At 32.2% G+C, this 24,630-nt stretch carries 22 protein-coding genes; 11 read left to right on the top strand and 11 right to left on the bottom strand.

Annotation, left to right across the window (positions count from 1 at the left end; genetic code table 11):
- Window positions 1–112: 112 nt before the first annotated feature.
- Window positions 113–1,912 carry a translational GTPase TypA gene (typA, locus tag QMA06_RS07745; RefSeq protein WP_290206301.1) on the top strand — a complete coding sequence of 600 codons (1,800 nt, stop codon included), beginning with the start codon at window positions 113–115 and terminating at the stop codon, window positions 1,910–1,912.
- An 82-nt stretch (window positions 1,913–1,994) separates the two neighbouring features.
- On the opposite strand, the gene QMA06_RS07740 is transcribed toward typA, so the two are convergent.
- Window positions 1,995–2,612, bottom strand: coding sequence for a class I SAM-dependent methyltransferase (locus QMA06_RS07740; RefSeq protein WP_290206300.1), 618 nt, complete (start codon window positions 2,610–2,612; stop codon window positions 1,995–1,997).
- A 110-nt stretch (window positions 2,613–2,722) separates the two neighbouring features.
- Between QMA06_RS07740 and QMA06_RS07735 the strand changes: the two genes are divergently transcribed.
- The 7 genes from QMA06_RS07735 (at window position 2,723) to QMA06_RS07705 (ending at window position 11,089) form a co-directional block, all read left to right on the top strand.
- The gene (locus tag QMA06_RS07735; RefSeq protein WP_290206299.1) at window positions 2,723–4,498 is read left to right on the top strand and encodes a hypothetical protein; all 1,776 of its coding nucleotides are present in this window, start codon (window positions 2,723–2,725) and stop codon (window positions 4,496–4,498) included.
- Window positions 4,499–4,533: 35 nt separating this feature from the next.
- Complete coding sequence (locus tag QMA06_RS07730; protein ID WP_290206298.1) at window positions 4,534–5,487, top strand: glycosyltransferase family 2 protein; 954 nt, start codon at window positions 4,534–4,536, stop codon at window positions 5,485–5,487.
- Between the two features lie 64 nt (window positions 5,488–5,551).
- Window positions 5,552–6,529, top strand: coding sequence for a GNAT family N-acetyltransferase (locus tag QMA06_RS07725; RefSeq protein WP_290206297.1), 978 nt, complete (start codon window positions 5,552–5,554; stop codon window positions 6,527–6,529).
- Window positions 6,526–7,650, top strand: coding sequence for a DegT/DnrJ/EryC1/StrS family aminotransferase (locus QMA06_RS07720; RefSeq protein ID WP_290206296.1), 1,125 nt, complete (start codon window positions 6,526–6,528; stop codon window positions 7,648–7,650). The genes QMA06_RS07725 and QMA06_RS07720 overlap by 4 nt, the downstream gene beginning before the upstream one ends.
- Window positions 7,651–8,961, top strand: a complete 1,311-nt coding sequence (locus QMA06_RS07715) for an O-antigen translocase (protein ID WP_290206295.1) — start codon at window positions 7,651–7,653, stop codon at window positions 8,959–8,961.
- Window positions 8,962–8,967: 6 nt separating this feature from the next.
- Complete coding sequence (locus tag QMA06_RS07710; RefSeq protein WP_290206294.1) at window positions 8,968–10,263, top strand: O-antigen translocase; 1,296 nt, start codon at window positions 8,968–8,970, stop codon at window positions 10,261–10,263.
- A complete protein-coding gene (locus QMA06_RS07705; RefSeq protein ID WP_290206293.1) occupies window positions 10,253–11,089 on the top strand; it encodes a phytanoyl-CoA dioxygenase family protein in 837 nt (278 codons plus the stop codon). The genes QMA06_RS07710 and QMA06_RS07705 overlap by 11 nt, the downstream gene beginning before the upstream one ends.
- Window positions 11,090–11,102: 13 nt before the next feature.
- On the opposite strand, the gene QMA06_RS07700 is transcribed toward QMA06_RS07705, so the two are convergent.
- Window positions 11,103–12,245: a glycosyltransferase gene (locus QMA06_RS07700; RefSeq protein WP_290206292.1), complete on the bottom strand. Its 1,143-nt coding sequence runs from the start codon at window positions 12,243–12,245 to the stop codon at window positions 11,103–11,105.
- An 83-nt stretch (window positions 12,246–12,328) separates the two neighbouring features.
- Here QMA06_RS07700 and QMA06_RS07695 point away from each other — a divergent pair, with 83 nt between their 5' ends.
- Both QMA06_RS07695 and QMA06_RS07690 read left to right on the top strand, forming a co-directional pair.
- Window positions 12,329–13,417, top strand: coding sequence for a glycosyltransferase (locus QMA06_RS07695; protein ID WP_290206291.1), 1,089 nt, complete (start codon window positions 12,329–12,331; stop codon window positions 13,415–13,417).
- A 7-nt stretch (window positions 13,418–13,424) separates the two neighbouring features.
- Window positions 13,425–13,829 (top strand): sugar 3,4-ketoisomerase, encoded by a 405-nt coding sequence (locus tag QMA06_RS07690; protein WP_290206290.1) that lies wholly within the window; start codon window positions 13,425–13,427, stop codon window positions 13,827–13,829.
- On the opposite strand, the gene QMA06_RS07685 is transcribed toward QMA06_RS07690, so the two are convergent.
- Together QMA06_RS07685 and QMA06_RS07680 are read right to left on the bottom strand one after the other, a co-directional pair.
- Window positions 13,815–14,759, bottom strand: a complete 945-nt coding sequence (locus QMA06_RS07685; RefSeq protein ID WP_290206289.1) for a glycosyltransferase family 2 protein — start codon at window positions 14,757–14,759, stop codon at window positions 13,815–13,817. The two genes, QMA06_RS07690 and QMA06_RS07685, sit on opposite strands and share 15 nt — an antisense overlap.
- On the bottom strand, window positions 14,752–16,053 hold the full coding sequence (locus QMA06_RS07680; RefSeq protein WP_290206288.1) for a capsular polysaccharide export protein, LipB/KpsS family: 1,302 nt from the start codon (window positions 16,051–16,053) through the stop codon (window positions 14,752–14,754). Before QMA06_RS07680 ends, QMA06_RS07685 begins: the two co-directional genes overlap by 8 nt.
- A gap of 169 nt (window positions 16,054–16,222) precedes the next feature.
- On the opposite strand from QMA06_RS07680, the gene QMA06_RS07675 reads away from it, so the two are divergent.
- Window positions 16,223–17,050 carry a 2OG-Fe(II) oxygenase gene (locus tag QMA06_RS07675; protein ID WP_290206287.1) on the top strand — a complete coding sequence of 276 codons (828 nt, stop codon included), beginning with the start codon at window positions 16,223–16,225 and terminating at the stop codon, window positions 17,048–17,050.
- On the opposite strand, the gene QMA06_RS07670 is transcribed toward QMA06_RS07675, so the two are convergent.
- The 7 genes from QMA06_RS07670 to QMA06_RS07640 form a co-directional block, all read right to left on the bottom strand.
- A complete protein-coding gene (locus QMA06_RS07670; protein ID WP_290206286.1) occupies window positions 17,047–17,730 on the bottom strand; it encodes a cell division ATP-binding protein FtsE in 684 nt (227 codons plus the stop codon). The two genes, QMA06_RS07675 and QMA06_RS07670, sit on opposite strands and share 4 nt — an antisense overlap.
- A 137-nt stretch (window positions 17,731–17,867) precedes the next feature.
- Window positions 17,868–19,049, bottom strand: coding sequence for a tryptophan synthase subunit beta (trpB, locus tag QMA06_RS07665; RefSeq protein WP_290206285.1), 1,182 nt, complete (start codon window positions 19,047–19,049; stop codon window positions 17,868–17,870).
- A gap of 139 nt (window positions 19,050–19,188) precedes the next feature.
- Window positions 19,189–19,890, bottom strand: a complete 702-nt coding sequence (locus QMA06_RS07660; RefSeq protein ID WP_456119802.1) for a phosphoribosylanthranilate isomerase — start codon at window positions 19,888–19,890, stop codon at window positions 19,189–19,191.
- 122 nt (window positions 19,891–20,012) lie between these two features.
- Window positions 20,013–20,798, bottom strand: coding sequence for an indole-3-glycerol phosphate synthase TrpC (gene trpC, locus QMA06_RS07655; protein WP_290206283.1), 786 nt, complete (start codon window positions 20,796–20,798; stop codon window positions 20,013–20,015).
- 65 nt (window positions 20,799–20,863) lie between these two features.
- Window positions 20,864–21,859 (bottom strand): anthranilate phosphoribosyltransferase, encoded by a 996-nt coding sequence (gene trpD / locus QMA06_RS07650; RefSeq protein WP_290206282.1) that lies wholly within the window; start codon window positions 21,857–21,859, stop codon window positions 20,864–20,866.
- A gap of 121 nt (window positions 21,860–21,980) precedes the next feature.
- Entirely contained in the window at window positions 21,981–22,550 is a 570-nt protein-coding gene (locus QMA06_RS07645) for an anthranilate synthase component II (protein WP_290206281.1), read from the bottom strand.
- Between the two features lie 325 nt (window positions 22,551–22,875).
- On the bottom strand, window positions 22,876–24,276 hold the full coding sequence (locus tag QMA06_RS07640; protein ID WP_290206280.1) for an anthranilate synthase component I family protein: 1,401 nt from the start codon (window positions 24,274–24,276) through the stop codon (window positions 22,876–22,878).
- Between the last annotated feature and the right edge of the window lie 354 nt (window positions 24,277–24,630).

Raw genomic sequence — 24,630 nt, 5'->3', positions numbered from 1 at the left:
ATGTAACGAAAGATACTAATTGGTATTACGTGTGTGTTAAATAATAACATATTATTAACGAAAAGAGAAGAATAAGACGTACATTTGCACGCTTAAAAATTGGCATCAAGTTATGACTAAGATTAAAAATATTGCAATTATTGCACACGTCGATCACGGAAAGACCACATTGGTAGATAAAATCATGTACCACTGTCAATTATTTCGTGAAAATGAAAACACAGGAGATCTAATTCTAGATAACAACGATTTAGAAAGAGAAAGAGGAATTACAATTACCTCTAAAAACGTTTCTGTGGTATATAAAGACACTAAAATAAATGTTATTGATACACCTGGTCACGCCGATTTTGGTGGTGAAGTTGAGCGTGTATTGAACATGGCAGACGGTGTTCTACTTTTAGTAGATGCATTTGAAGGCCCAATGCCACAAACACGTTTTGTATTACAAAAGGCAATCGATTTAGGATTGAAACCATGTGTAGTAGTTAACAAAGTTGATAAAGAAAACTGTACACCAGATGAGGTACACGAGAAAGTTTTTGATCTAATGTTTGAACTTGGAGCAGAAGAATGGCAATTAGATTTCCCAACCGTTTACGGTTCTGCAAAGAACAACTGGATGAGTGACGATTGGAAAAACGAAACAGACAATATTGAGCCATTATTAGATATGGTGATTGAGCATATCCCTGAACCAAAATTTGATGAAGGCACTACACAGATGTTAATTACGTCTTTAGATTTTTCTTCGTTTACAGGTAGAATTGCTATTGGACGTTTAACAAGAGGCAATTTAAAAGTGAACCAACAAATCTCATTGGTAAAAAGAGATGGTTCAATTGTAAAGAGTAAGATTAAAGAATTACATACGTTTGAAGGTGTTGGCCGATTAAAAGTTGACGAAGTTCAAACTGGAGATATTTGTGCGATTGTAGGTTTAGAAGGTTTTGAAATTGGTGATACTGTTGCCGATGCTGAAAACCCTGAAGGTTTAAAAACCATCGCTATCGATGAACCAACCATGAGTATGTTATTTACTATTAACGATTCTCCTTTCTTCGGAAAAGACGGAAAGTTTGTAACGTCTCGTCATATTAAAGATCGTTTAACGAAAGAACTTGAAAAGAATTTAGCCTTACGTGTTGAAGAAACAGATAGTGCGGATAAATTTATGGTGTTTGGCCGTGGTGTATTACACTTATCGGTTTTAATTGAAACGATGCGTCGTGAAGGTTACGAACTTCAAATTGGTCAGCCACAAGTAATCATCAAAGAAATTGATGGAGTTAAATGTGAGCCTTTTGAAGAAATGACTATTGATTTACCAGAAAGTGTTTCGGGTAAAGCGATTGAAATGGTAACCATGCGTAAAGGTGAAATGACTAGTATGGAAGCGAAAGGCGACCGTATGGTATGTGAATTTTTGGTGCCTTCTCGTGGTATTATTGGTTTAAGAAATCAGTTGTTAACCGCTACGGCTGGTGAAGCAATTATGGCACACCGATTCGTAGCTTACAAACCTTTAAAAGGTGGAATCCCAGAGCGTCAGAATGGATCTTTAGTATCTATGGAAAACGGACAAGCAATTCCTTATTCTATTGATAAATTACAAGATAGAGGTAAGTTTTTCGTAGATCCAGGTGAAGATATTTATGAAGGTCAAGTGATTGGTGAAAATTCGCGTGGTGATGATATGACGGTTAACGTAACTAAAACAAAAAAGTTAAGTAACGTACGTTCGTCTGGTGCAGATGATAAAGCTAAGATTATTCCAGCTATTAAGTTTTCTCTAGAAGAAGCATTAGAATATATTCAGAAGGATGAGTATGTTGAGGTGACACCTAATCATTTAAGATTACGTAAGATTTATTTGAAAGAAGTAGATCGTAAGCGTAATAAAAATATGTAATATTCGATATTATTATAAATTTAAAAAGAGAAACATTGAAAAATGTTTCTCTTTTTTTTATGAATATAGTTAAAATAATTAATTACGAATTTTTACAATCCATAATTATTGAGGTATAAGGGATAAAAAAATAAGATTCGTCAATAGTTGACACTACATTAGAAAAATAAGTTTTAGCAAGGCGCTCATACTCGGGCTGCGTTCTTACAAATTGCCCTCTATCTTTTCTTAAAAAATAAGCGGAAATTTTATTTTGATTCGGGATATAACAACCATCAAAAGAAATAAAACGACCATTTGGTTTTAACGCTTTAACTGCTATTTCAAACAAATTGAAACATTGCTCATCGGTTAAATGATGAAGTACTCCAGCAGAAATTACGATATCAAAAGTGTGGTTCTCCTCGAGATCTAATCCATCAACTCCAGCACATTTGAATTGTCCTTTATTTCCATATTTTTTTTTAGCCTGTGCAATGTAATTGGCATCTAAATCAATGCCTGTGTAATCCACTTTTGGTAGAAATTCTAAAATATCGCCTGGGCCACAACCAATATCAAGGATTTTTTGTCCAGGTTTAATTTTTACGTTGTTTTCAACAAATAGTTTACGGGCTCTATAACCACCAACAATTTTTTGATAGCTGGTGTAAACCACAGGGTGGCTTAAGATTTTTCGGGGATCGAAATTTAATGACACTTTTTTTTATTCTATTTTTTATTGCGGCTAAATTAATGGAATAACATTTAAATAAGATGTTATATTTGATTTTTACAAAAATTCTTATAGTCTAAATTGGCTCACTTTATATGAAACGAGCAATCATCTTCATCAAAAATAATTTATTTAAAGTTACTTTGTTAATTGTGGTGCTTTTACAGTTGTTAATCGCCTTTCAAGGCTTTGATGTTTGTGATGATGGTTTTGTTTTAACGTTTTATCAGCAAATTTTTGCTAATCCCGAAAGTGTTGAATATAATTTTTTGTACTGGTTTTCTGGTGTTATAGGAGGATTGTGGTATTTGTTATTTGAAGATGGTGGTATTTTATGGTTTAGAATACTGGGGATAATCGTAAATACTTTAATTTTTTATCTGTCCTATAAATTGTTAAAGCCATATTTAAAACAAGAATTTTTGCTTTTGGCATTAGTCATGGCGCTTTTTGTAAATGATTACGGATTTCTAACCTATTACCATAATCATTTAACTGCACTTATGGCGGTTTTAATAATGTATGTGTTAACTAAGGCCGTTGTAAAAAACAATATGGGATTATACATACTGTCTGGAACTTTACTAAGTATTAACGTCTTTACGCGGATTCCGAACTTGGTGTTGTTTTCTCTAGTTCTAGTGGTGCCTTACGCTTATTATTTACGAAAAGAAGCCGTGTTGAATTCTATAAAACCAGTTCTATTTATTGGAATTGGGTCAGTTCTTGGCTTTTTATTGGTGTTTATTGCTTTGAGCTTGCTTGGCCAATTAGAAATAATGAAAAATGCACTGCTTACAATAAATGATTTAGGTAATACTAAGGATAGTTCACATAACTTTAAATCAGTTTTTAAAGCACCCTATTATAATTACAAAAATATTGGTATTGAATTCATTAAACTTCTCTTTATAGTGGTTTCACTCTATTTTATGAGACGGATTTTACCGCAAAATAAAATTGCGACCGCACTTATTTTTGTATTTGCTGTTATCGTTTTTGCGCTCTGGTTCGATACGCAAAATATTTACCCCATTTATGGCTTATGTTTAATGGGTAGTTTTTCCATTTTATTGATGAAAAAGATAAATGATGAAATAAAACTAATTAGCTTTTTGTCTTTGTTCACACTCATCACCATCACTTTAGGTACCGGAGGAGGTATAAGGAATAGTGGCTATATGGCGATTTATATTGGTCTGCCATTATTTTTTTATATGATAAATAATTTTGATTTATTGGTTCAAAAATCAAAATACTTAAAAATAAACTCTCACCTTACACTATCCAAGCGATCCGTTCATTTATTTCTGTATGCAATTATAGTATCATTTTTATTACTTAAAGCTTATAATATTTCGCAACAATCATATTTTGATGATGGTAATAGATTTGAAAAGACCTATGCCATAAATAGTCCTTTAGCTAAAGGAATTTACACAACCGAAAGACGAGCTGATATTGTCAATAATTTACTAATTAATTTAAATGAATTTGTAGAACCCGATGATTATTTAATGAGTTATGACAACATACCGATGGTACATTTTTTAACAGAAACTAAGCCATATATGTATAATCCTTGGGTCTGGATTTATGACTACAATTCATTTGAAAAAAAACTGCATAAAGCAGAAAGCGAAATACCGGTTTTACCAATTGTTGTGCAGCAAAAATTTGAAACTATACATAGGTTTTCTCAACCAATTCCAGACTATATGTCAACGCGTAAAGACAATAATAACACCCATAGTAATGAACGAAATGCTATTATGAATGCATTTTTAATACGAAATGATTACCAGATAGTATGGAGTAATCCTTACTTTAATATTTATCAATCTCAGAGGGTAAGAAATCAAATGAATTGATTTAGCTATATTAGTAAAGTGATTAAGTTTAGATTATGCAAGAAAATGAAATTTCCGTTATAATACCTGTTTTTAATGAGGCTGAAAATTTACAGTTATTGTATGATAGGTTAATAAGAACGCTTTCTTCAATAACCGAACATTATGAAATTCTATTTGTAAATGATGGGAGCACCGACAATTCTGGATCAAAAATATTTACAATAGCGCAAGCAAATGCAAATGTTTTTTATATCGAATTAAGTAGGAATTTTGGACATCAGATTGCGGTATCTGCAGGTTTGGAATATTGTAACGCTAATTGTGTAGTAATTATTGATTCAGACCTTCAAGATCCACCTGAGTTAATTTCTGAATTATATGCCAAACATAAAGAAGGTTTTGATGTGGTCTATGCAAAACGACAAAAGCGTAAAGGGGAATCTTTTTTAAAAAAGTTGACGGCTAAACTGTACTATAGAGTATTAAAAAACATCGTATCCTTTGATATTCCGTTAGATGCCGGCGATTACAGGTTAATATCTAAAAAAGTGGTTGAGGCCATTATAAGAATGCCTGAGCAGAATAAATTTTTGAGAGGTCAGATTGCATGGTTGGGATTTAAACAAACTTATGTTTTATACAATAGAGATTCGCGGCAACATGGAAAATCTGGTTATACCTATGGAAAAATGTTTCGCCTAGCATTTGACGGAATCACCGGTTTCTCAGACAAACCCTTACTTTTTGTAAGCCGTTTGGGTTTTATTATTTCTATATTTTCATTTTTATTGATCATTTTCGCCATATTTTCCCATTATATTTTAAAACAAACCATTACAGGTTGGACGTCTTTAATAATAAGTGCTGCATTTATAGGGGGTATTCAGCTTCTCTCTATTGGTGTAATCGGTGAATATATTAGTAGGATAAATAATAATGTGAAAGATAGACCGCTCTATATTGTAAATACAACAAATATTGATGCTTCAGTAAAAAAAGAAAAATGATTTTATATTTTTTAATCATTTCGAAAATACATGGACTTAAAAAAAATAAAATTATTTTTGATTGATGTCAGATTATAAAGTCACTATATATAAATCCACAAAGCAGGATACTTGGAATAATTTTGCCCTTAAAAGCAATCAAGATACCTTTTTGTTTCAAAGGGAATTTATGGATTATCATAGCCATACGTTTCGTGATTTTTCATTAATGGTTTATAAAAAAAATAAACTTATAGCATTATTACCAGCTAATTTAGTTGAGAATTCGGTCTTTTCGCATCAAGGATTAACTTATGGAGGACTCATTTACGCTAACGCTTTAAAAACAACTGAATTCATTCAGGTGTTTAAAGTAATTTTGAGATTTTTAAATGAAAACGAGATTACTCATTTTACCATAAAGGAGCTTCCAACAATATATTTACACAATACAACTAACCATTCAATGGCTTATATTTTGTTTAAAATAAAAGCCGAATTATTGAGAACCGATTTACATTCGGTAGTAGATTTAAATTATAAATCGTATTCAAATAGTAGAAAAGAAGGTGTAAAGAGAGGGGTTAAAGCAGGTTTAAAAGTTGAAGAATCCGATAATTTCGAAACGTTTTGGAACGAAATATTAATCCCAAATTTAGAGGCCAAGCACAACGTAAAACCTGTCCATAACTTAGAGGAAATTTCGCTTTTAAAATCTAGGTTTCCGAACCAAATAAGACAGTTCAATGTTCTAGCTAATGATAAAATCGTCGCAGGAACCACCATTTTTGAAACTGAAAACGTAGCCCATTGCCAATACATTTCAGGGAATGAAGATAAAAATGAATTGGGCAGTTTAGATTTTCTGCATCATCATCTTATTGAAAACATATTTGGCGAAAAATCGTTTTACGATTTTGGAACTTCTAATATTAATTTAGGTCAACAAATAAATAAAGGATTATTATTTTGGAAAGAAGGCTTTGGTGCGCGATCCATTCCCCAACGATTTTATAAAATAGAAACGAAAAATTATAAATTGTTAGATGACATTCTGGTATGATTAAATTTTTAGACCTACATAAAATAAACAATCGTTTTCGCGATGAGTTTAAAGCAGCTTTCAGTATCGCTTTAAATGACGCGCATTTTATTTTAGGTAAGAACGTTACTAATTTTGAAAATGAATTTGCTAGCTATTGTGGAACAAAATATTGTGTAGGTACAGCTAACGGTTTAGATGCGCTCACCTTAATTTTAAAAGGCTATATTCATTTAGGCAAATTAAAAAAAGGCGATAAAGTAATTGTACCTGCAAATACGTTTATTGCTACAATATTATCAATTTTACATGCAGAATTAGTTCCTGTTTTGGTAGAGCCAGATGCATCAACTTATAATATTTCGGTAGATACTGACACCACAAAGTTTGTGGAGGCTAAGGCCATTATTATGGTGCATTTATATGGGCAACTTGCAGATGCGGAATATTTTCAACAAATAGCCAAGCAGTTTAATTGTCTGCTAATTGAAGATGCGGCTCAAGCACATGGTGCTGAATTATCTAATGATTTAACACAACAGTCATCTGCAAAGCAATTAAGAGCAGGAAGTCTATCGCATGCGGCGGCATTCAGTTTTTATCCCAGTAAAAATCTTGGTGCATTGGGTGATGGCGGAGCAATAACTACGGACGACCTAGAATTGGTTAAAGTGATACGATTAATGCGTAATTACGGAAGTAAAGAGAAATATCAAAATGAAATTGTTGGTTATAATAGTAGATTAGATGATATGCAAGCGGCATTTTTAAGCATTAAATTGAAAGTGTTAGATGCCGATAATAAGAGACGTCGAGAAATTGCTGAAGTATACTTAGAACAAATTCATAATTCGAAAATAAAATTGCCATTTTATAATGGTTCTAAAAATCATGTATTCTATGCGTTTGTCGTTGAAGTTGAGAATAGAAAAGATTTTATTGATTACCTCAATAAAAATGAAATAGAATGGCTAATTCATTATCCTGTTCCACCACATCAACAAAAAGCATTAGAGCCCTTTTTACATTTAAATTTACCCCTAACTGAAAAAATTCATAAAAGAATTATAAGTTTGCCTATAAGTCCTGTGTTGACAGATATGGAGATTCAAACGGTCATTGAAGTCATAAATACCTACTAGTTGAAAAAAGTTTTTAATTATATTAATACCGAAGTTCTTGTAAAAGCTGGTAGACTAAACATGGTTAATATCAGCATTAGGATTGTAGCTGGCATTATTGTGTCTAAGTTTATAGCCGTTTATATTGGTCCACAAGGCATGGCGTTAGTTGGGAATTTAAGAAACTTTATGAGTGCTTTACAAACCGCGGCTATTTCAGGTCTTTATAAAGGAGTGGTAAGGCTTATAAGTCAGTTTAAGGAAGATATTATTGAACTGACGAAAATTTTATCTACGATATTTTACTTTGGTTTCTTCTCTTCGGTAATGTTGGCATTTGTATGCTATTATAATGCAGAACTGATTAACGAAATTCTTTTTTCTTCACACTACCACTACAAATATATTATTGAAACTCTTGCCATAGTTTTACCGTTCTATGCGTTAAACATGTTTGTGTTTTCGATTTTAAATGGATTTTCTAAATATAAATACTTACTTCTTATAACTATTTTAGGTCAGGTTTTAGGACTCTTAATTTCTGTTATTCTTATATATCAAGAAAATGTAGATGGAGCTTTATTAGCGATTGTTATAACACCGTCACTAAATTTACTCATAACCATTGTAGGAATTGCTTTTAGAAAAAGTTTAATGTCGTCAATTAAAATAACAAAAGTAAGTCTCTCAATATTAAACAAACTTGGACCAAATATGATTATGGCTTTGGTAAGTGCTATGGCAATACCAATTGTTATGATCATTATAAGAAATTATATCATCTCTAAAATAGGTATAACATCAGCTGGGTATTGGACTGCAATGACACGAGTTTCAGACTACTATTTAATGTTTTTTAATTCGTTAATGGCACTTTATATTCTTCCTCGTTATTCTAAAATAAATTCAAAAAATGAATTTAGAAAAGAAGTTTTTAGTTTTTATAAATCTGTTATGCCAGTTTTTTTAGGACTCTTACTAATCATTTATTTAAGTCGGTCAATACTGGTAAATATAATGTTTACAGAAAATTTTAGACCTATAGAAGATTTGTTTGGCTATCAAATATTAGGGGATATAGCACGTGTTTTTTCATTAGTTATAGCTTATCAGTATTTGGCGAAACAGATGTTCACTCATTTTATAGTTTTAGAAATATTCTTATTTGTAATTATGTATGTTTCCAGTATATTTCTCATAGATGAATTTGGTTTAAAAGGTGCGGTCATGGGACATTGTTTAAGCTATTGTATGTATTTTGGTATTATAATCTTACTTTTTAGCAGTTCGTTATTTGGAGTGTTGAATGAAGATGGTTTAGACAAAAAATAAAAAAACGTGAAACTGCCTAAACTTATTAGCGGAAACATTGTACTTAAGATAACATCGCTTAATGCCGTAGTTATCGCCATAAGATTAATTGTATCTGCTTTTATTCAGCGATTATTGGCTGTAACTATTGGTGAAGTTGGTATTGCAAATATAGGCCAGATTCGGAATTTACTGGCGATGCTGACCACTACATCGACACTCGGTATGTTTTCGGGTGTGGTTAAATATGTCGCGGAGTTTAAAAACGATCAACCCGAACTTTCAAAATTATTTTCGTCCGTAACACTATTTATAATTATTGGTTCATTCGGTTCTGCGGCAATTTTGTTTTTTGGTGCTTCCTATTTTTCAGATTATCTATTTTATTCACAAGCCTATATTTATGTGTTTCAACTTTTAGCAGTTATTGTTCCATTTATAGCTATTAATCGTGTTGTAAATGCGGTGGTAAGTGGCTTATCTGATTACAAGCGCTATGCAAAAATTGAATTAATTAGTTATCTACTAGGTTCCGCTGCGCTGATATATGGCTTATATAGTTTCGATTTAAAAGGGGTGATTATTGCCATAGCCCTAACGCCTATAATTCAGCTGCTAGTTTTAGCATTTGTGTTTGGTAAAACCTTAAATAGATATGTGCAGTTTAAAGCGTTAAGTTTAAATTTTATTTACAAAAATAAATTGTTAGCGTTTACATTAATGTCCTTTATATCTACTTTTTTAATTAATTATATTGAGTTAGATATAAGATCATTTGTCACTAAAGAAATAAATATTAATGAAGCTGGTTATTGGACGGCGATGACTTTTATTTCAAAAAATTACATGGTATTTGCAACGGGGTTATTTAGTTTATATGTATTACCCAAATTTGCAAGTATCCATACCAAAACTGAATTTAAAAATGAAGTGCTCAACATTTATAAAACAATTCTACCGATTTTTGGTTTGGGTATGCTGTTAGTATATCTTTTGAGAAATTTTATTATTGAATTAATTTATCCAGATTTTACCGGGATGGAGCCCTTGTTTAAATGGCAACTATTGGGTGATTTTATACGTTTAGGTTCTGTGGTTTTGGCACATCAATTTTTAGCTAAGCGTTTGGTGAAGAGTTTTGTGATAACAGAATTAATTTCATTAAGTCTATTTTTTGTACTGACAAAAGTATTTATTCCATACTATGGAACAGAAGGCGTGGTGTTAGCACACTTTATTCGGTATATTATTTATTTTATAGTTGTAGCCATAGTTATCTGGTACTATTTTAAAAACATTTCTAAAAATATAAATGATGCATAAAACCTGTAGTTTATTTATAGACAATAAACCTTTTGAATTTAAGGTTGAAGGCGAATTTTTTTGGGGAAATTCTGAATTGTTATATCCTGTGAAAGACAATGTACTTTCAAAAATGAATTGGGAAAAACAAGGTTTTAAGGTGGTTAAGGCCTTTGAAGAAGATGAATTCCTTAAACTTAAAGGTTCAATAAAATCTATTATTGAATCCGCTTTAATTTCAAATAACATAGCCGTTGAAACTTCGACTTTCAAATTAAAGGATTATCACAAGTATGTAACCGATAAAGAACTACATAATAAAATAATAAATATAACTCGCAATTTAGAGGTTTCAGATTTTGATTTTGATATCGAGTTATTAGCCAAGCGATTCGGTTCTATATTAGGTTATGAATTGACATCGTGGGTTGAAGAACTTCAGAAATCACATATTCAAATTAGAATAAGTAGACCAAATTCTCTGGATATTAATCCACCTCATAGAGATGGTTATTTAAGTTTTTGGGAAGATATCATCAATGTTTGGTTGCCCATTGAAGGTTGTAATGAAAAGTCGTCATTACCTGTTATGGAAGGCAGTCATTTGTTGCCAGAAGATGAAATTTTAAGAACGGAAAGCAAAGGAGCCAAAATAAACGGAAACGTTTATAATGTGCCATGTATTTTAGAAACTAAAGCGGGATCAATAAAAATGATAAGACCAAACCCTAACGAAGGGGAGGCGTTAATATTTACTCCATTTTTAATACATGGTGCGGCTGTTAATCAAAATGAAGATATTACGCGTATTTCCTTGGAACTCCGTTTTCCTAAGGCAAAGAAATAGATTCAACAGTAATTTATTTATCGCGATTCCATTTTTCTAAATAGGATTTTGCACAATTAATATGATCGTGATGTTGCTCTACAAAATCTCGTCCATTTCTAGAAATTTCAATTATTTTTTTTGGGTTTATAATTAACCATTCTAGTTTTTTTGCAACGGCATCAGCATTAGGTAAGGCATTAATAGCCACAGTATCCGCTTGGAGATTAAAATAGTCTAACCATTCTTGTTCTGCTCCTGTAAAAACGACTTTCCCTTTTGCCATGGCTTCCAAAGCATTAAACCCTTGATCATAAGCGTACACTTGATCTAGTAAAATATGACATTTGTCAAATCTTTCAATATACTCCGCATATGGTAGATCCGTAGTCGTTATAATTTCTACCTTATTTGAATATTTTAGCGCGATTAAATCTAATGCCGCATCAAAAATATCATTGCCTTTTTTTATATAGTTATGCGAATTTATACCGTGAAAAATAACAATCTTATCATTAATGATAGGACTTCTATAATCAAGTTGAGATGTGTTGATTGCATGAGGAATCATGCCTAAATATTTAGGATGTCCAATAAGCGGAATATGATAATCCAAATCATTGGAGATGACACCTTCGATGGTATTGAATATATAGTCGTGTAATATTTTGTGCTCAGGAGTTAAATAACTTAAAGCAGCTAAAAAATCTTTTTTCGTTCCTTTATTTTCTAAATATGGTGTGAGTATGGAATATCGAAATTTTTTACGCATCGCATAATCGACACTTATAAAATCTGTACCACAAGATAATAGAAAAGGCTTGTTGTTCCATCCAATTAATAAATCAATTATTTTTTTTTGGTTATTTCTGTCACAACCAAATGGAGCTTCATTCAAAAATTGGATAACATCATAATTCGATAATTCTTGTTTTTTAGACTTGATTTGGTAATTTAGGTGTGTGCCAAGAATATCAAAAGAAAAAAGTTTTACTAAAGCGACTCGTATTTTTTTTAATAGCCCAGTTTCAAAATAATTTTTGATTTCTATATCAACTTTTACTTTTTTAAAGCCATCTGTAAGACCAACCACTTTTGCCGAATGACCTAGGTGTTCTAATCCAAGTTTAATATTTCTATGAGTTCTGTTATATTCGCCAACGAGTAGAATCTTCATATAATTAATAGATTTGGCATAGCAATAGTTTCATTAAAATGTCTAATATATATGCTTACATTTGTTTTCAAATATAGTGTTTAATGAACAATCCGGTAAGGAAAAAAATATGTATCGTTGTACGGTCTTTGGCAGGTGGAGGTGCAGAGAGATCTGCTGGTCTGTTATCCATAATGTTGTCAGAAATTGGACATGACGTGCATGTTGTTTCCGTATTAAATGATATAAAGTATCCTTATGCTGGTGATTTATTAAATTTAGGAATTATAAAAGAGCGGAATTCAAAATTAGTTGGGGGATTAAAACGTTTTAAGGCCTTATATAAATATATAAGACAGCATAATTTTGATTTCCTAATTGATAATAGACCACGCGTCAATAAATTACAAGAATACGTAGTTGCAAAATTTCTATATAAACCGAATAGAACTATATATTGCGTGCGTAGTTTTAACTTGTATAATTATATGCCAACTAATGCATTGATGGCAAGAATTTGGTATGGCAATGCTTACAGAATTGTTAGTGTATCTGAAACTATTTCAAAAAAACTAAAAAATCAATATCATCTAAATAATGTAATAACTATTCATAATCCAACAGATATTGCTTCTACAACAATTTTAAGTAAACCAAAAATCCATGGAGATTATATCCTTTATTTTGGAAGATTAGTCGACGACGTTAAAAATGTATCATTATTGCTTGAAGCGTTCGAAAAATCTCATTTATACAAAGCGAAAGTGAAATTAGTAATTATGGGTGAAGGTAAGGATAGGACAACATTGGAAAAAAAGGTTGCAATGTTGAATTGTAAAGAATATGTGGAATTTATTGGTTATAATCCTCATCCCAATTCAGTGATTGCTCATGCAAAATATGCAGTACTAACCAGCCACTACGAAGGATTTCCTAGAATACTTTTAGAGTCTCTTTCACTGGGAATTCCGGTGGTTTCTGTAGATTGTAATTCGGGTCCGAGTGAAATTATTAAAAATGGTGAGAACGGATTGTTAGTTGAAAACTACAACACACCAGCTTTGGCTTTAGCTATGGATACTTTATACTTTGATAACGCATTGTATCAAAAATGTAAAGAGAACGCAAAACGAAGTGTATTAAAATTTAATCAAGATAATATTGCCAAACAATGGCAGAAAATTTTAAATTAAGCATTCTATGAATACACCGAAAGAAACTTATATGATTGACATTCCTAAAGTACATGATGAAAGAGGAAGTTTAGGGGTGGTTGAAAAGGATACTATTCCATTTAATATTAAGCGAATTTACTATTTGTACGATGTGCCAAGTGATAGTTTTAGAGGAGGACATGCCCATAAAGAACAAGAGTCGGTAATTATTGCGCTTAGTGGTAGTTTTGAGGTGATAATTGATAACGGTACTAACAAACAAAGAATTTTACTTAATAAACCAAATCAGGGTTTGTTTATTCCAACAAAAATATGGCGAGAAATTGAAAATTTTTCCTCGGGTTCCGTTTGTTTAGTGCTGGCTTCAACTGAATTTGATGAAAATGAATATTTAAGAAATTACGACGATTTTTTATCATTTATACGATGAGATATAAATGCCGTTATTAATGAAAAAATAATATAGTTTTTTCATTAATATAATTATATCCTTGGGCATGCTTAGAATAATTCTTTGCTTAGTATTTAAATGCTTTTTATCAATTTGAGGTAAAAGTGTTTTAAAAGTAGCTTGATTAGACGCTAATTTACATTGTATAGCAAGTGAGTAACGATTAAGAATTAAATAATGATGTAGAGAAAGGTTCTTTTTTTCATGTTCTGAAAAATTACTAAATAACTGTTCTTTACTAATTTGATGATTTGTTTTTGATAAACTATTAGGTACTGATTTGTCGTAATAACAGGTTATCGTAGGATTGAATACAATCGTTTTGTGAATTCCATACCTTATCATTAAATCAAGATCTTGACCAGAAAGTATATTAGGATTATAGCCACCTAAATTGATAAAATCGGTTTTATTAAAAGCAATTGACGATGTCATTGCAATAGGATGAATTGTACTAGCTTTAAAATAATCTTCTATAATATGTGGTTCGTTTTTTGGCGGGGTATTATAAATAGCATCAATTAATTTGGCGTTTAAGAGTTTTAGCTGATAAGCATTAGAGAACAAACTAGCATTGGGGAATTTTAATATGGACTTGTGATGTTCTTCTAAATGATTAGGATACCAAAAGTCATCAGCATCAATTAACGCAATAAATTGGGCAGTCGCTTTTTTTATACCAATATTTCTAGATTCCGCAGCTCCACAATTTTTTTGAGAATAAACCTGAATTCTCTTGTCTTTGATTAATTTCACTTTATTAAGACTGTCATCTGTTGAGCCGTCGTCAATAATAATAACCTCAAAATCTTTAAAGGATTGGTTAATGACGCTTTGTAAAGTGTTTTCAACATGATCTGCTTTATTATATAAAGGAATCACAACAGAAAAAAAAGGGGGTTTACGCATTAGTTAGTAATTGATTAGCAATAGATTTTGAAGATTGTAAGGAGTTATCTGAAATACCACCTTGCAATAGCACAGAATTGTACATTTCATATTTAAACGAATCAATGTTGATTTTATTCGGATTATAGTCCATTGCTTCTTCCAAAAGGCTTGAAAGGGCTGCTTTATTTTTTAGCTTAAGACAAACATAATCATTATCATAAAAGGCATTACCTAAAACAACCACGGTTTTGTATTTGAATATAGCTTCAATACCAACCGTAGAATTGTTAACAATTATCATTCTAGCGGATTCCATTGCTGAATTCAACGAAGACGTATTGTCAATTAATATCTTATTCTCATTAATATAATTGTAAAGCGTGTCTTCATATTTATTAATAAAAAGCGGATGTTCTCTAACTACTAATTTTAATTTTTTTGGCAAGTTAGCGTAAACGCTTTCTAGAATTTCAGTGTGCGTTTCAAAATGTGGACTGTGATAAACCATATTCACATCCAAAGGAACTTGCAGAATTAGTAAGGCATAAGGCTCGTCGTCGGAGTGCTTAGTTTCGGAGTAAGAACGATTTTTTCTATAACTGTTGAGGTCACTATATTTTAAATCTGGTGGATAGATTGCTGTGTTTTCAAATAACGTCATTAGCGCCATATCCAATCCACGATAAATAAGGGATCTATTGTATTTATAAGTCTTGCTTTCTTGATTAATATTTAAGGAATTTCGAGCATCAGTATTACTTAAAGTAATTTTAGTTTTTTCTCTAAGACTAATATTGGCATTTACACCTTTATCGTCAAAGAAAGTGGTATTAAAAGGCCCCTGTTCTATATAGTAGATTTTAATGTTTTTGGTTTTGGCCAATGCGATACCAACCTCCATGCATAACCTAGAATCTCCGATACTAATGATATAATCTGGTTGATCTTTGGTGAAAATAGCGTCAAAAATATCAATATAAGCTAAGGTTTGCAGTTGCAAGGATTGTTTTGAAATCTTTCTATTTAAGGCACTATGAAATCTATAATAGTCGTTATATTTTAAATTTTTATATTCGTTTTTAGAATTTATTATAGATAAGTAAAATGTCTTTTTAAAATGGGCCAATACCCAGGCTTTTGCAGAGATCCAACTGCTGTGTCTAAACCTCAACAGCGGATAAAGAAAACCACTAAAATATAGGCTGAAAATCTTCAAGCTGATATTAGTAGTGTGATTAGCTTTTAACTGACGCTCAATGTCGAGATAAAATCTAGAGAATTTATCTAATGTGCTTAGACAGATGACTTTCATATAATATTAAGACCTCTTACATTTTTAAATGGCTTACAATGTAATTAAAAAATATCGGATGGCTAAAGTAATAGCCCTGCTTTCACAAGAATAAATTGAAGCGCAAAGACTTTAGCGTTAAATGAAATTAATTTATATTGCCAATGCCTAAAACCGGTTAATAGTGAACATGACTTCCGAAGATATTGTCGAGCACATTTATGATAAAATCCTAACGAATAAACGGGCTATATTATCAACATATACTAAATCCAAATCTAATATTGGTTACTTTTTTATAGATGATTTATTACCGATAGATATCGCCAAAGCATGTTTTGACGTTTTTCCTAAAAAAGATGAAATGCGATGTTTACATACCATTCGAGAATATAAATACGTATCGGCTCAAATGAACAGTCATCACCCATTACTTGAAAGAGTACTTTATGCATTTCAAGATGATCGGATAGTAAATTTAATCGGTGAGATTTGTAATATAGAAACATTGTATGCCGACAAATCCCTTTATGCAGGTGGATTATCGTTGATGGCAGATCAAAATTTTTTAAATCCACATTTAGATAATTCTCATGATGCTGAACGCGAACGGTGGCGTGTTCTAAATTTATTGTATTACGTAACACCCCAGTGGGAGCTTAAAAATGGTGGACATCTAGAGTTGTGGCCCAACGGTCCCAAAAAACAACCAATTGTAGTAGAAAGTAAGTTTAATCGTTTGGTGGTTATGGCCACGCATGATACCTCTTGGCATTCTGTCAATAAGGTTAATTCAGAGTCTGCTGCGAGATGCTGTATTTCTAACTATTATTTTAGTCCAGAGCCATTAAAGGTAACTGATAAATTCCATGTCACTAAATATAGTGGTCGTCCTGAAGAAACCTTTAAAAGTCTTATACTTGGGGCGGATGCCAAATTAAGAATGTTAGTGAGAAAAGTTTTTAAAAAAGGCATCAGAAAAAATCCTCATATTTATAAAAAAGACGAAGATTCTTAATTCTTACGTTGTACAACCTCAAAAACCTTATTTTCATCACATTTTAAAGTTTTACTAGGGTATTTTAACAGCAACGCATAATCGTGAGTGGCCATTAAAATAGTATTGCCGTTATTATTGATGTCTTGCAATACTTCCATAACTTCAATACTTGTTTGCGGATCTAAATTCCCAGTGGGTTCATCTGCTAAAATGAGTTCAGGATCGTTTAATAAGGCACGAGCAATCGCAATACGTTGTTGCTCACCACCAGAAAGCTCATGCGGGTATTTAAAACCTTTGGTTTTCATGGCAACCTTATCTAAAACAACATCTATACGGTCTTTTATGCGGTCTTTTTCTTTCCAACCCGTAGCTTTCAGAACAAATTCTAAATTGCCAATGATGGTACGATCGGGTAACAATTTAAAATCCTGAAAAACAATGCCCAATTTTCGTCTTAAAAACGGAATGTCTTTCTCTTTCATGGTTTTTAAATTAAAATCAACAACAGAGCCTTCTCCTTCGGTTAATTGCAAATCACCATAAAGCGTTTTCATAAAACTACTTTTTCCGCTTCCTGTTTTTCCAATAAGATACACGAAATCACCTTTTTGCATTTCAAAATTTACTTTTGAAAGCACCATACTGTCACCTTGAAATATAGTAGCATCTTTTAATTTTAAAACCGTTTCGGACATATAATGAAGATATAAATGAGTTCCTTTTGTAAATGTATTGCTAATAAACTAAATTCCAAAAACTAAAACCTGAATTCCAAATGCGTTATTTTGAAAATTGGAATTCAAAATCTTAACTCAAAATTTATAAAGCTGTTTTATAACTTAAAGTAATCAATGTAGTTTTGCAAGTCCTTATCTCCACGACCAGATAAATTAAGAACAACGATATCGTCGGCTTTAAACTTTTTATGATCAAAAACAGCCAAAGCGTGCGAACTTTCAATTGCTGGGATAATGCCTTCCAGTTTGCATAAATCTAACCCGGCTTTCATGGCATCGTCATCGGTAATTGCGATAAATTCAGCTCTACCTGTTTTGTATAGATTAGCATGCATTGGTCCAACTCCAGGATAATCTAATCCGGCTGAAATGGAATAAGGTTCAGTAATTTGTCCATCATTAGTTTGCATTAATAATGTTTTGCTACCGTGAATAATCCCTTCTTTTCCTAAAACTGAAGTTGCCGCACTTTCTCCCGAATCTACTCCATGTCCGGCGGCTTCAATAGCAATAATATTAACCGCTTCATTATCTAAATATTGATAATATGTGCCGGCAGCATTACTTCCACCACCAACGCAAGCAATGAGATAATCAGGATTTTCTGTGCCTTCTTTTTCCAATAGTTGACTTTGAATTTCTTCGGAAACCACGGCCTGAAACTTTGCCACCATATCCGGGTAGGGGTGAGGTCCAACAACACTGCCTATTATATAATGCGTATCCACGGGATTATTTATCCAATCACGAATCGCTTCATTTGTAGCATCCTTTAAAGTTTTACTCCCTGATTTTGCTGGAATCACTGTAGCTCCAAGCATTTTCATACGAGCTACATTTGGTGCTTGGCGTGCAATATCAATTTCTCCCATATAAACGATACACTCAATGCCCATTAATGCACAAACGGTTGCGGTTGCTACTCCGTGTTGACCAGCACCAGTTTCGGCAATAATTCTGTTCTTGCCAAGACGTTTTGCCATTAAGATTTGGCCTATCGTATTGTTAATTTTGTGCGCTCCAGTATGGTTGAGGTCTTCACGTTTCAAATAAATCTTTGTATTGTATTTTTCTGAAAGGCGTTTGGCGAAATAGAGTGGAGAAGGACGACCCACATAATCTTTTAACAAGGCATTAAATTCCTTTTGAAACGAAGGTTCTGCCATTATTTTAAGATAATTTTGCCTTAATTCTTCTACATTTGGATAAAGCATCTCTGGGATGTATGCACCTCCAAATTCTCCGTAATACCCTTTTTCGTTAATGTTGTAACTCATTGTTATAATGTTTAGAAGCCTATCACTACTCGTTACTCAGGTCAGAGTATTTTTATAGGATAAGTGGACTATTTTCTTTTTTTTTTTCGTAATTTAATTTCAACAGTGAGCAACTAAATACTATCACTGTATCTGAGAACTATGTTTTAATTTCTTGTATAAACGTTTTTAATTTCTCAATATTTTTCAGGCCAGGTTCTATTTCAAATTTACTATTGACATCCAAAGCATAACAATATTTAGAAGCAGGACTTTTTATAAATTCTTTTACTTTTTCAGCTTCATTAATTCCAATACCACCACTTAAAAAATAAGGTTTCTTTGATGGGTAACTATTTAAAACACTCCAATTGAAGGTGTAACCATTTCCACCTGGTAGTTTTCCCTTGGTATCAAATAAAAAATAATCGCAATGATTTTCGTAAGGTTGAAGCACTTCAAAATTAAATTCGTCTTTTATACTAAAAACCTTAATAATTTCTAAGGTGGCGATTTGATTAGACTTTTTTATTGAGTCATGATTATCTGTTACTTTAGGAGAGGTTATTTCGTTGTTGCTTTCTTCGTACTGGCGTTTTAATTGTTCGCAATATTCTGGTGATTCTTCTCCATGAAGTTGAACGGCTTGTAAATTAAACTTGGTAATCATTTCTATTACGCTATTCATGTCTTCATTTACAAATACCCCCACTTTTTTAATAGATTTCGGTAGTGTTGGAATAACAGAATCAAAATATCTTGTTGATTTATTATAAAATATAAAGCCCAAATAGTTCGGTTGCAAATTAGCAACCGCTTCCATATTGTCTTTATATTTCATGCCACAAACTTTTAATTTCATCTTAGTTCTGCGAAAGTGGTAAATTCTTCGCACCTTCGACTTTTTTTATTCTCGCGGAGGCGGGAATCTTTTAAATTATTTAATTAACACTTGCAAAATAGTTATCACATTCAGAGTAATAATTAACTTATTAATTCGGAAATAAACCGTTTAGCACTTTCCCCAGGATTGGCCGTTTTCATAAAATTTTCACCTATTAAAAATCCTTTATAACCAAAAGGCTGTAATTCTTTTATCGCTTCTACTGAACTGATACCGCTTTCAGAGACTTTGACAAAATCGTCAGGGATTAATTGGCTCAACTGTTTTGAAGTTTCTAAACTGACGTCAAAAGTTTTCAAATTCCGGTTATTTACACCCAACATATCTAGAGACGGCATTATGGATTTTTGCAATTCTTCTTCGTTGTGTACTTCTAATAACACATCTAGATTTAAACTTTTTGCAAATTCTGAAAATTGTTTGATTTCCGCTTTTGAAAGAATTGCAGCAATTAATAAGATTACGTCTGCGCCATAAGCTTTCGCTTCAAGAATTTGATAAGTATCTATAATAAATTCTTTCCTTAAAAGTGGCAGTTTACAACTTGCTCTAGCAACAATTAAATCATCTAATGCTCCACCGAAATATTTGCCATCTGTTAGAACCGACATTCCGCATACACCTGCACTTTCATATCCAGCGGCAACATCTTGAACGTTTAAATCTTGATTAATAACAGATTTTGAAGGTGAGCGCCTTTTGTGCTCTGCAATAATTCCTGAATCACTCATTTTTAAATTTTGAGCAAGTGAAATTGTTGAACGCTCAAATAAAACGGATTGCTCTAATTGACGAATTGGAATTATTGATTTTCTTAATTCAACTTCCTTACGTTTGTCTATTACTATTTTGTCTAATATATTCATTATCAATTCTTAAGTGATAAGCATCTGTTTTTTAGACAGCTTATTAAAAACTTAACACTGCTAATTTATTTGTTGCTCAACGCTACCAATTTATCTAAACTCCTTTTCGCTTTTCCACTTAAGAGGGATTCTTTAGCCAAATCAAACCCTTCTTTGTGCGAAATTTGCTTTGCCGTGGCAATCGCTAAACCTGCATTGGCGTAAATAACATTATTTTGTGCTTCTGTACCATTACCTTCAATTATAGTAGTGAATAAGTTGGCTGCTTGTTGCACGGTGTTTCCTCCGAAAATTGCTGATTGCTCGATGGCATCAACTCCTAGTTCTATGGGTTCAAATAATATTTCAGATGAATTAGAAATGACCTTAGTTTTTCCGGTTAATGAAATTTCGTCATAACCATCTAAGGCATGAACTATCGCATAGTTTTTGTCGGATTCTTGGTATAAATAGCCATATAATCGCAATAATTCAAGGTTAAAAACACCGACCATTTGATTTTTTGGAAATGCAGGATTTACCATAGGCCCCAACATATTGAAAAAGGTTTTTACACCCAACTCTGTTCTAATTGGTGCTACATTCTTCATAGCTGGGTGAAATAGAGGAGCATGTAAAACACAAATGCCTGCTTCATCAATACTTCGTTCTAAAAAATCCGTATCATTAGTGAATTTAATGCCTAAACTTTCCATTACGTTAGACGAGCCACACGCAGAAGACACACCATAATTGCCATGTTTAGTAACATGGATACCAGCTCCGGCCGTTACAAATGACGATAAGGTTGAAATATTAAAGGTGTCTTTTCCATCTCCTCCTGTACCGCACAAATCAATAGTGTTGTAATTATTTAAATCTACAGCCACGCAAAGTTCTAAAAGCGCATCTCTAAAGCCTCTGAGTTCGTCTAAAGTGATACTTCGCATCATATAAACCGTTAAGAAAGATGCGATTTGACTTTGGTTGTATTTTCCTTCCGAAATATTGACCAAGACATTTTTTGCTTCTTCACTTGAGATGCTTTCTTGATTTATTAATCTGTTTAAAAGTGCTTTCATAAATCTATCCCTAGCCCTTTCCGAAAGAAAAGGGAACTGTTATATTAAATTCTAAATTTTTAATTTTTCTTATTGTCCACTGTTTACTTTATGAGTTGTAAATAGTGACGAAGATTGAAAACTAATTTTCATTCACCCAATTCTCCAAAATCTTTTTACCATTTGGGGTTAACACCGATTCAGGATGATATTGAACACCTTTCACATCATAGACCTTATGTCTTAAGGACATAATTTGGCCATTGTCGTCAAAAGAAGTAGTTTCTAAGCTTTCTGGTAAATTAGTATTGACTACCCAAGAATGGTATCTACCGACTTCAAATGTTTTATCGAGGCCATTAAATAAGGGCTCATCATCAACGGAAAGCGTAACCGTAGTTGCAATACCATGATAAACGTGATCTAAATTTTCTAATGAACCACCAAAAACTTCACCAATGGCTTGTTGTCCTAAGCATACACCTAAAATGCTTTTAGTTGGAGCATAGGTGGCAATGATTTGTTTTAATAATCCGGCCTCATTAGGTATTCCAGGTCCAGGTGATAAAATAATTTTATCAAAAGCCTCAACTTCGTCGAGTGTTAGCTTATCGTTTCGTTTTACAACTACCTCGCAATCTAAATCCTCTAAATAATGGACTAGATTATAAGTAAAACTGTCGTAATTGTCTATGACTAATATTTTTTTCATCTAAATGCCTGTGATAGCAGGTATCATATTAATTAAACTTCTTTTGTCCTTGTTCATTTGTCTTGATGCAAACCAGCCAAACATCACAATCAAATTAGGAATTACTCATAGAATCCTATTATTTTTTTAAATCGTGAATGCGAAACATTTGCTAAGCATACTTGCTTTCGGAATTCCATGCTTAAAGCTTCGCTTTGCAGTGTTATCCTAAACTCATTATTTCTGAGTTTTGATGTTTCAGACTTTGTAATAATATGGGACATTGATATTTACTGATTATTGTTTTGTTCCCAAATTATAATTAATCTTGTCTAACTTTTAATTTTCAAATTTCTTCGGCTTGCTCAATAGCTTTTGTCAGTGCTCCGAGTTTATTATAAACCTCTTGCAATTCGCTTTCAGGTTTTGATTTAGCTACCAATCCCGCTCCAGCTTGCCAGAAAAGTTTATGATTTTGACTCAGAAAGGTTCTTATCATTATAGCATGATTAAAATTACCTTTAAAATCCATAAAACCAATTGCACCACCATAATAGCCTCTACTGGTTTTTTCATATTTCTCAATAAGCTGCATAGCTTTATGTTTTGGTGCTCCGCTTAATGTACCTGCAGGAAATGTATCTGCAACTACTTGCATCGTATCTGTATTCTTATGAATAGTCCCTGTAACTTTGCTCACTAAATGTATAACGTGAGAGAAAAACTGAACTTCTCTATAATTTCCAACTGCTACATTGCTGCCGTGTCTACTTAAATCATTCCGGGCTAAATCGACAAGCATAACGTGCTCACTATTTTCCTTATCGTCTTTTATTAATAACTCTGCTAATTCAGCATCTTTAAGATCATTTCCGCTTCGTTTAAAAGTGCCAGCTATGGGATGGATTTCAGCCTTACCATCACTAACAATTAACTGAGCTTCTGGCGAACTTCCAAATATTTTAAAATTACCGTAATCGAAATAAAATAAATATGGAGAAGGATTGATACTTCTTAAAGCCCTGTAAACATTGAACTCGTCTCCACTAAATTGTTGAGAAAATCGTTTAGACAATACAAGTTGAAACACGTCGCCTCTGGCACAATGTTTTTTAGCTAATTCTACATGTTTTTTGTAATCGTCATCTGTAAGATTAGATGTTATCTCCCCTTTTGTTTTAAAATCGTAAGAGGCATATTGTCGGGTTTGGATGAGTTGAAGAATAGCATCGATGTTATTTTCAGTGTCAAAACAATGTGCAAAAATATAAGCCTCGTTTTTAAAGTGATCAATAGCAATGATATTTTGATAAACAGCATAATAAACTTCTGGAATAACTACTGAATTTTCTTTTTTAGAAATTTCAATATCTTCAAAATATTTTACAGCATCATAAGCGGTATAACCAAAAATGCCGTTGTTTATAAATTTGAAATCTTCTTGGGTATCTATCTTAAATCGTTGCGTGAATTTGTGAATCTCTTCAACAACACCTACGGTTTCTACAAAATTGGTTTTAGAACTTCCGTCCGGATACGTTTGATATATCGTATCATCCTGAACTTTTATCGAAGCAATAGGATTGCAACAAATGTAAGAGAAACTATTATCATTAGCGTGATAGTCACTACTCTCCAATAATATACTATTTGGGAACTTATCTCTTATTTTAAGATAAATACTTACTGGCGTAATCGTGTCTGCCAATATTTTTTTATAATGTGTATATAAACTAAATGTTTTCATGTATGCTGAATTATTTCAGTATTTCAATATCCGATTTCATTTAACATCAATCGAATAGTTTTGAATTAAAAAAGACTTGTCGTGAATGACAAGCCTTTTTTTTTATATTAACATAACAAGGTTGGGTTCACTAACGTACGTTTGAGAATTTCCACCACCAAGTATGATTTAATTTTATGTTCATAATTGGTTCAAATATAAAAATGATAATTTGTATAATCAAGTATTTGAATTAATTTTTTGTTAATTATTAATTGTTCAACATTCAGATTTATAACTTTATATCTATTAATAGGTGTGAATGTTATTATTTTTATTTAAAATGGATTAATGTATTTTTTCTTACGGCTTATG

Source organism: Winogradskyella bathintestinalis (assembly GCF_030407435.1).
Lineage (GTDB): Bacteria > Bacteroidota > Bacteroidia > Flavobacteriales > Flavobacteriaceae > Winogradskyella > Winogradskyella bathintestinalis.
This window is presented reverse-complemented; position numbering and strand designations above follow the sequence as displayed.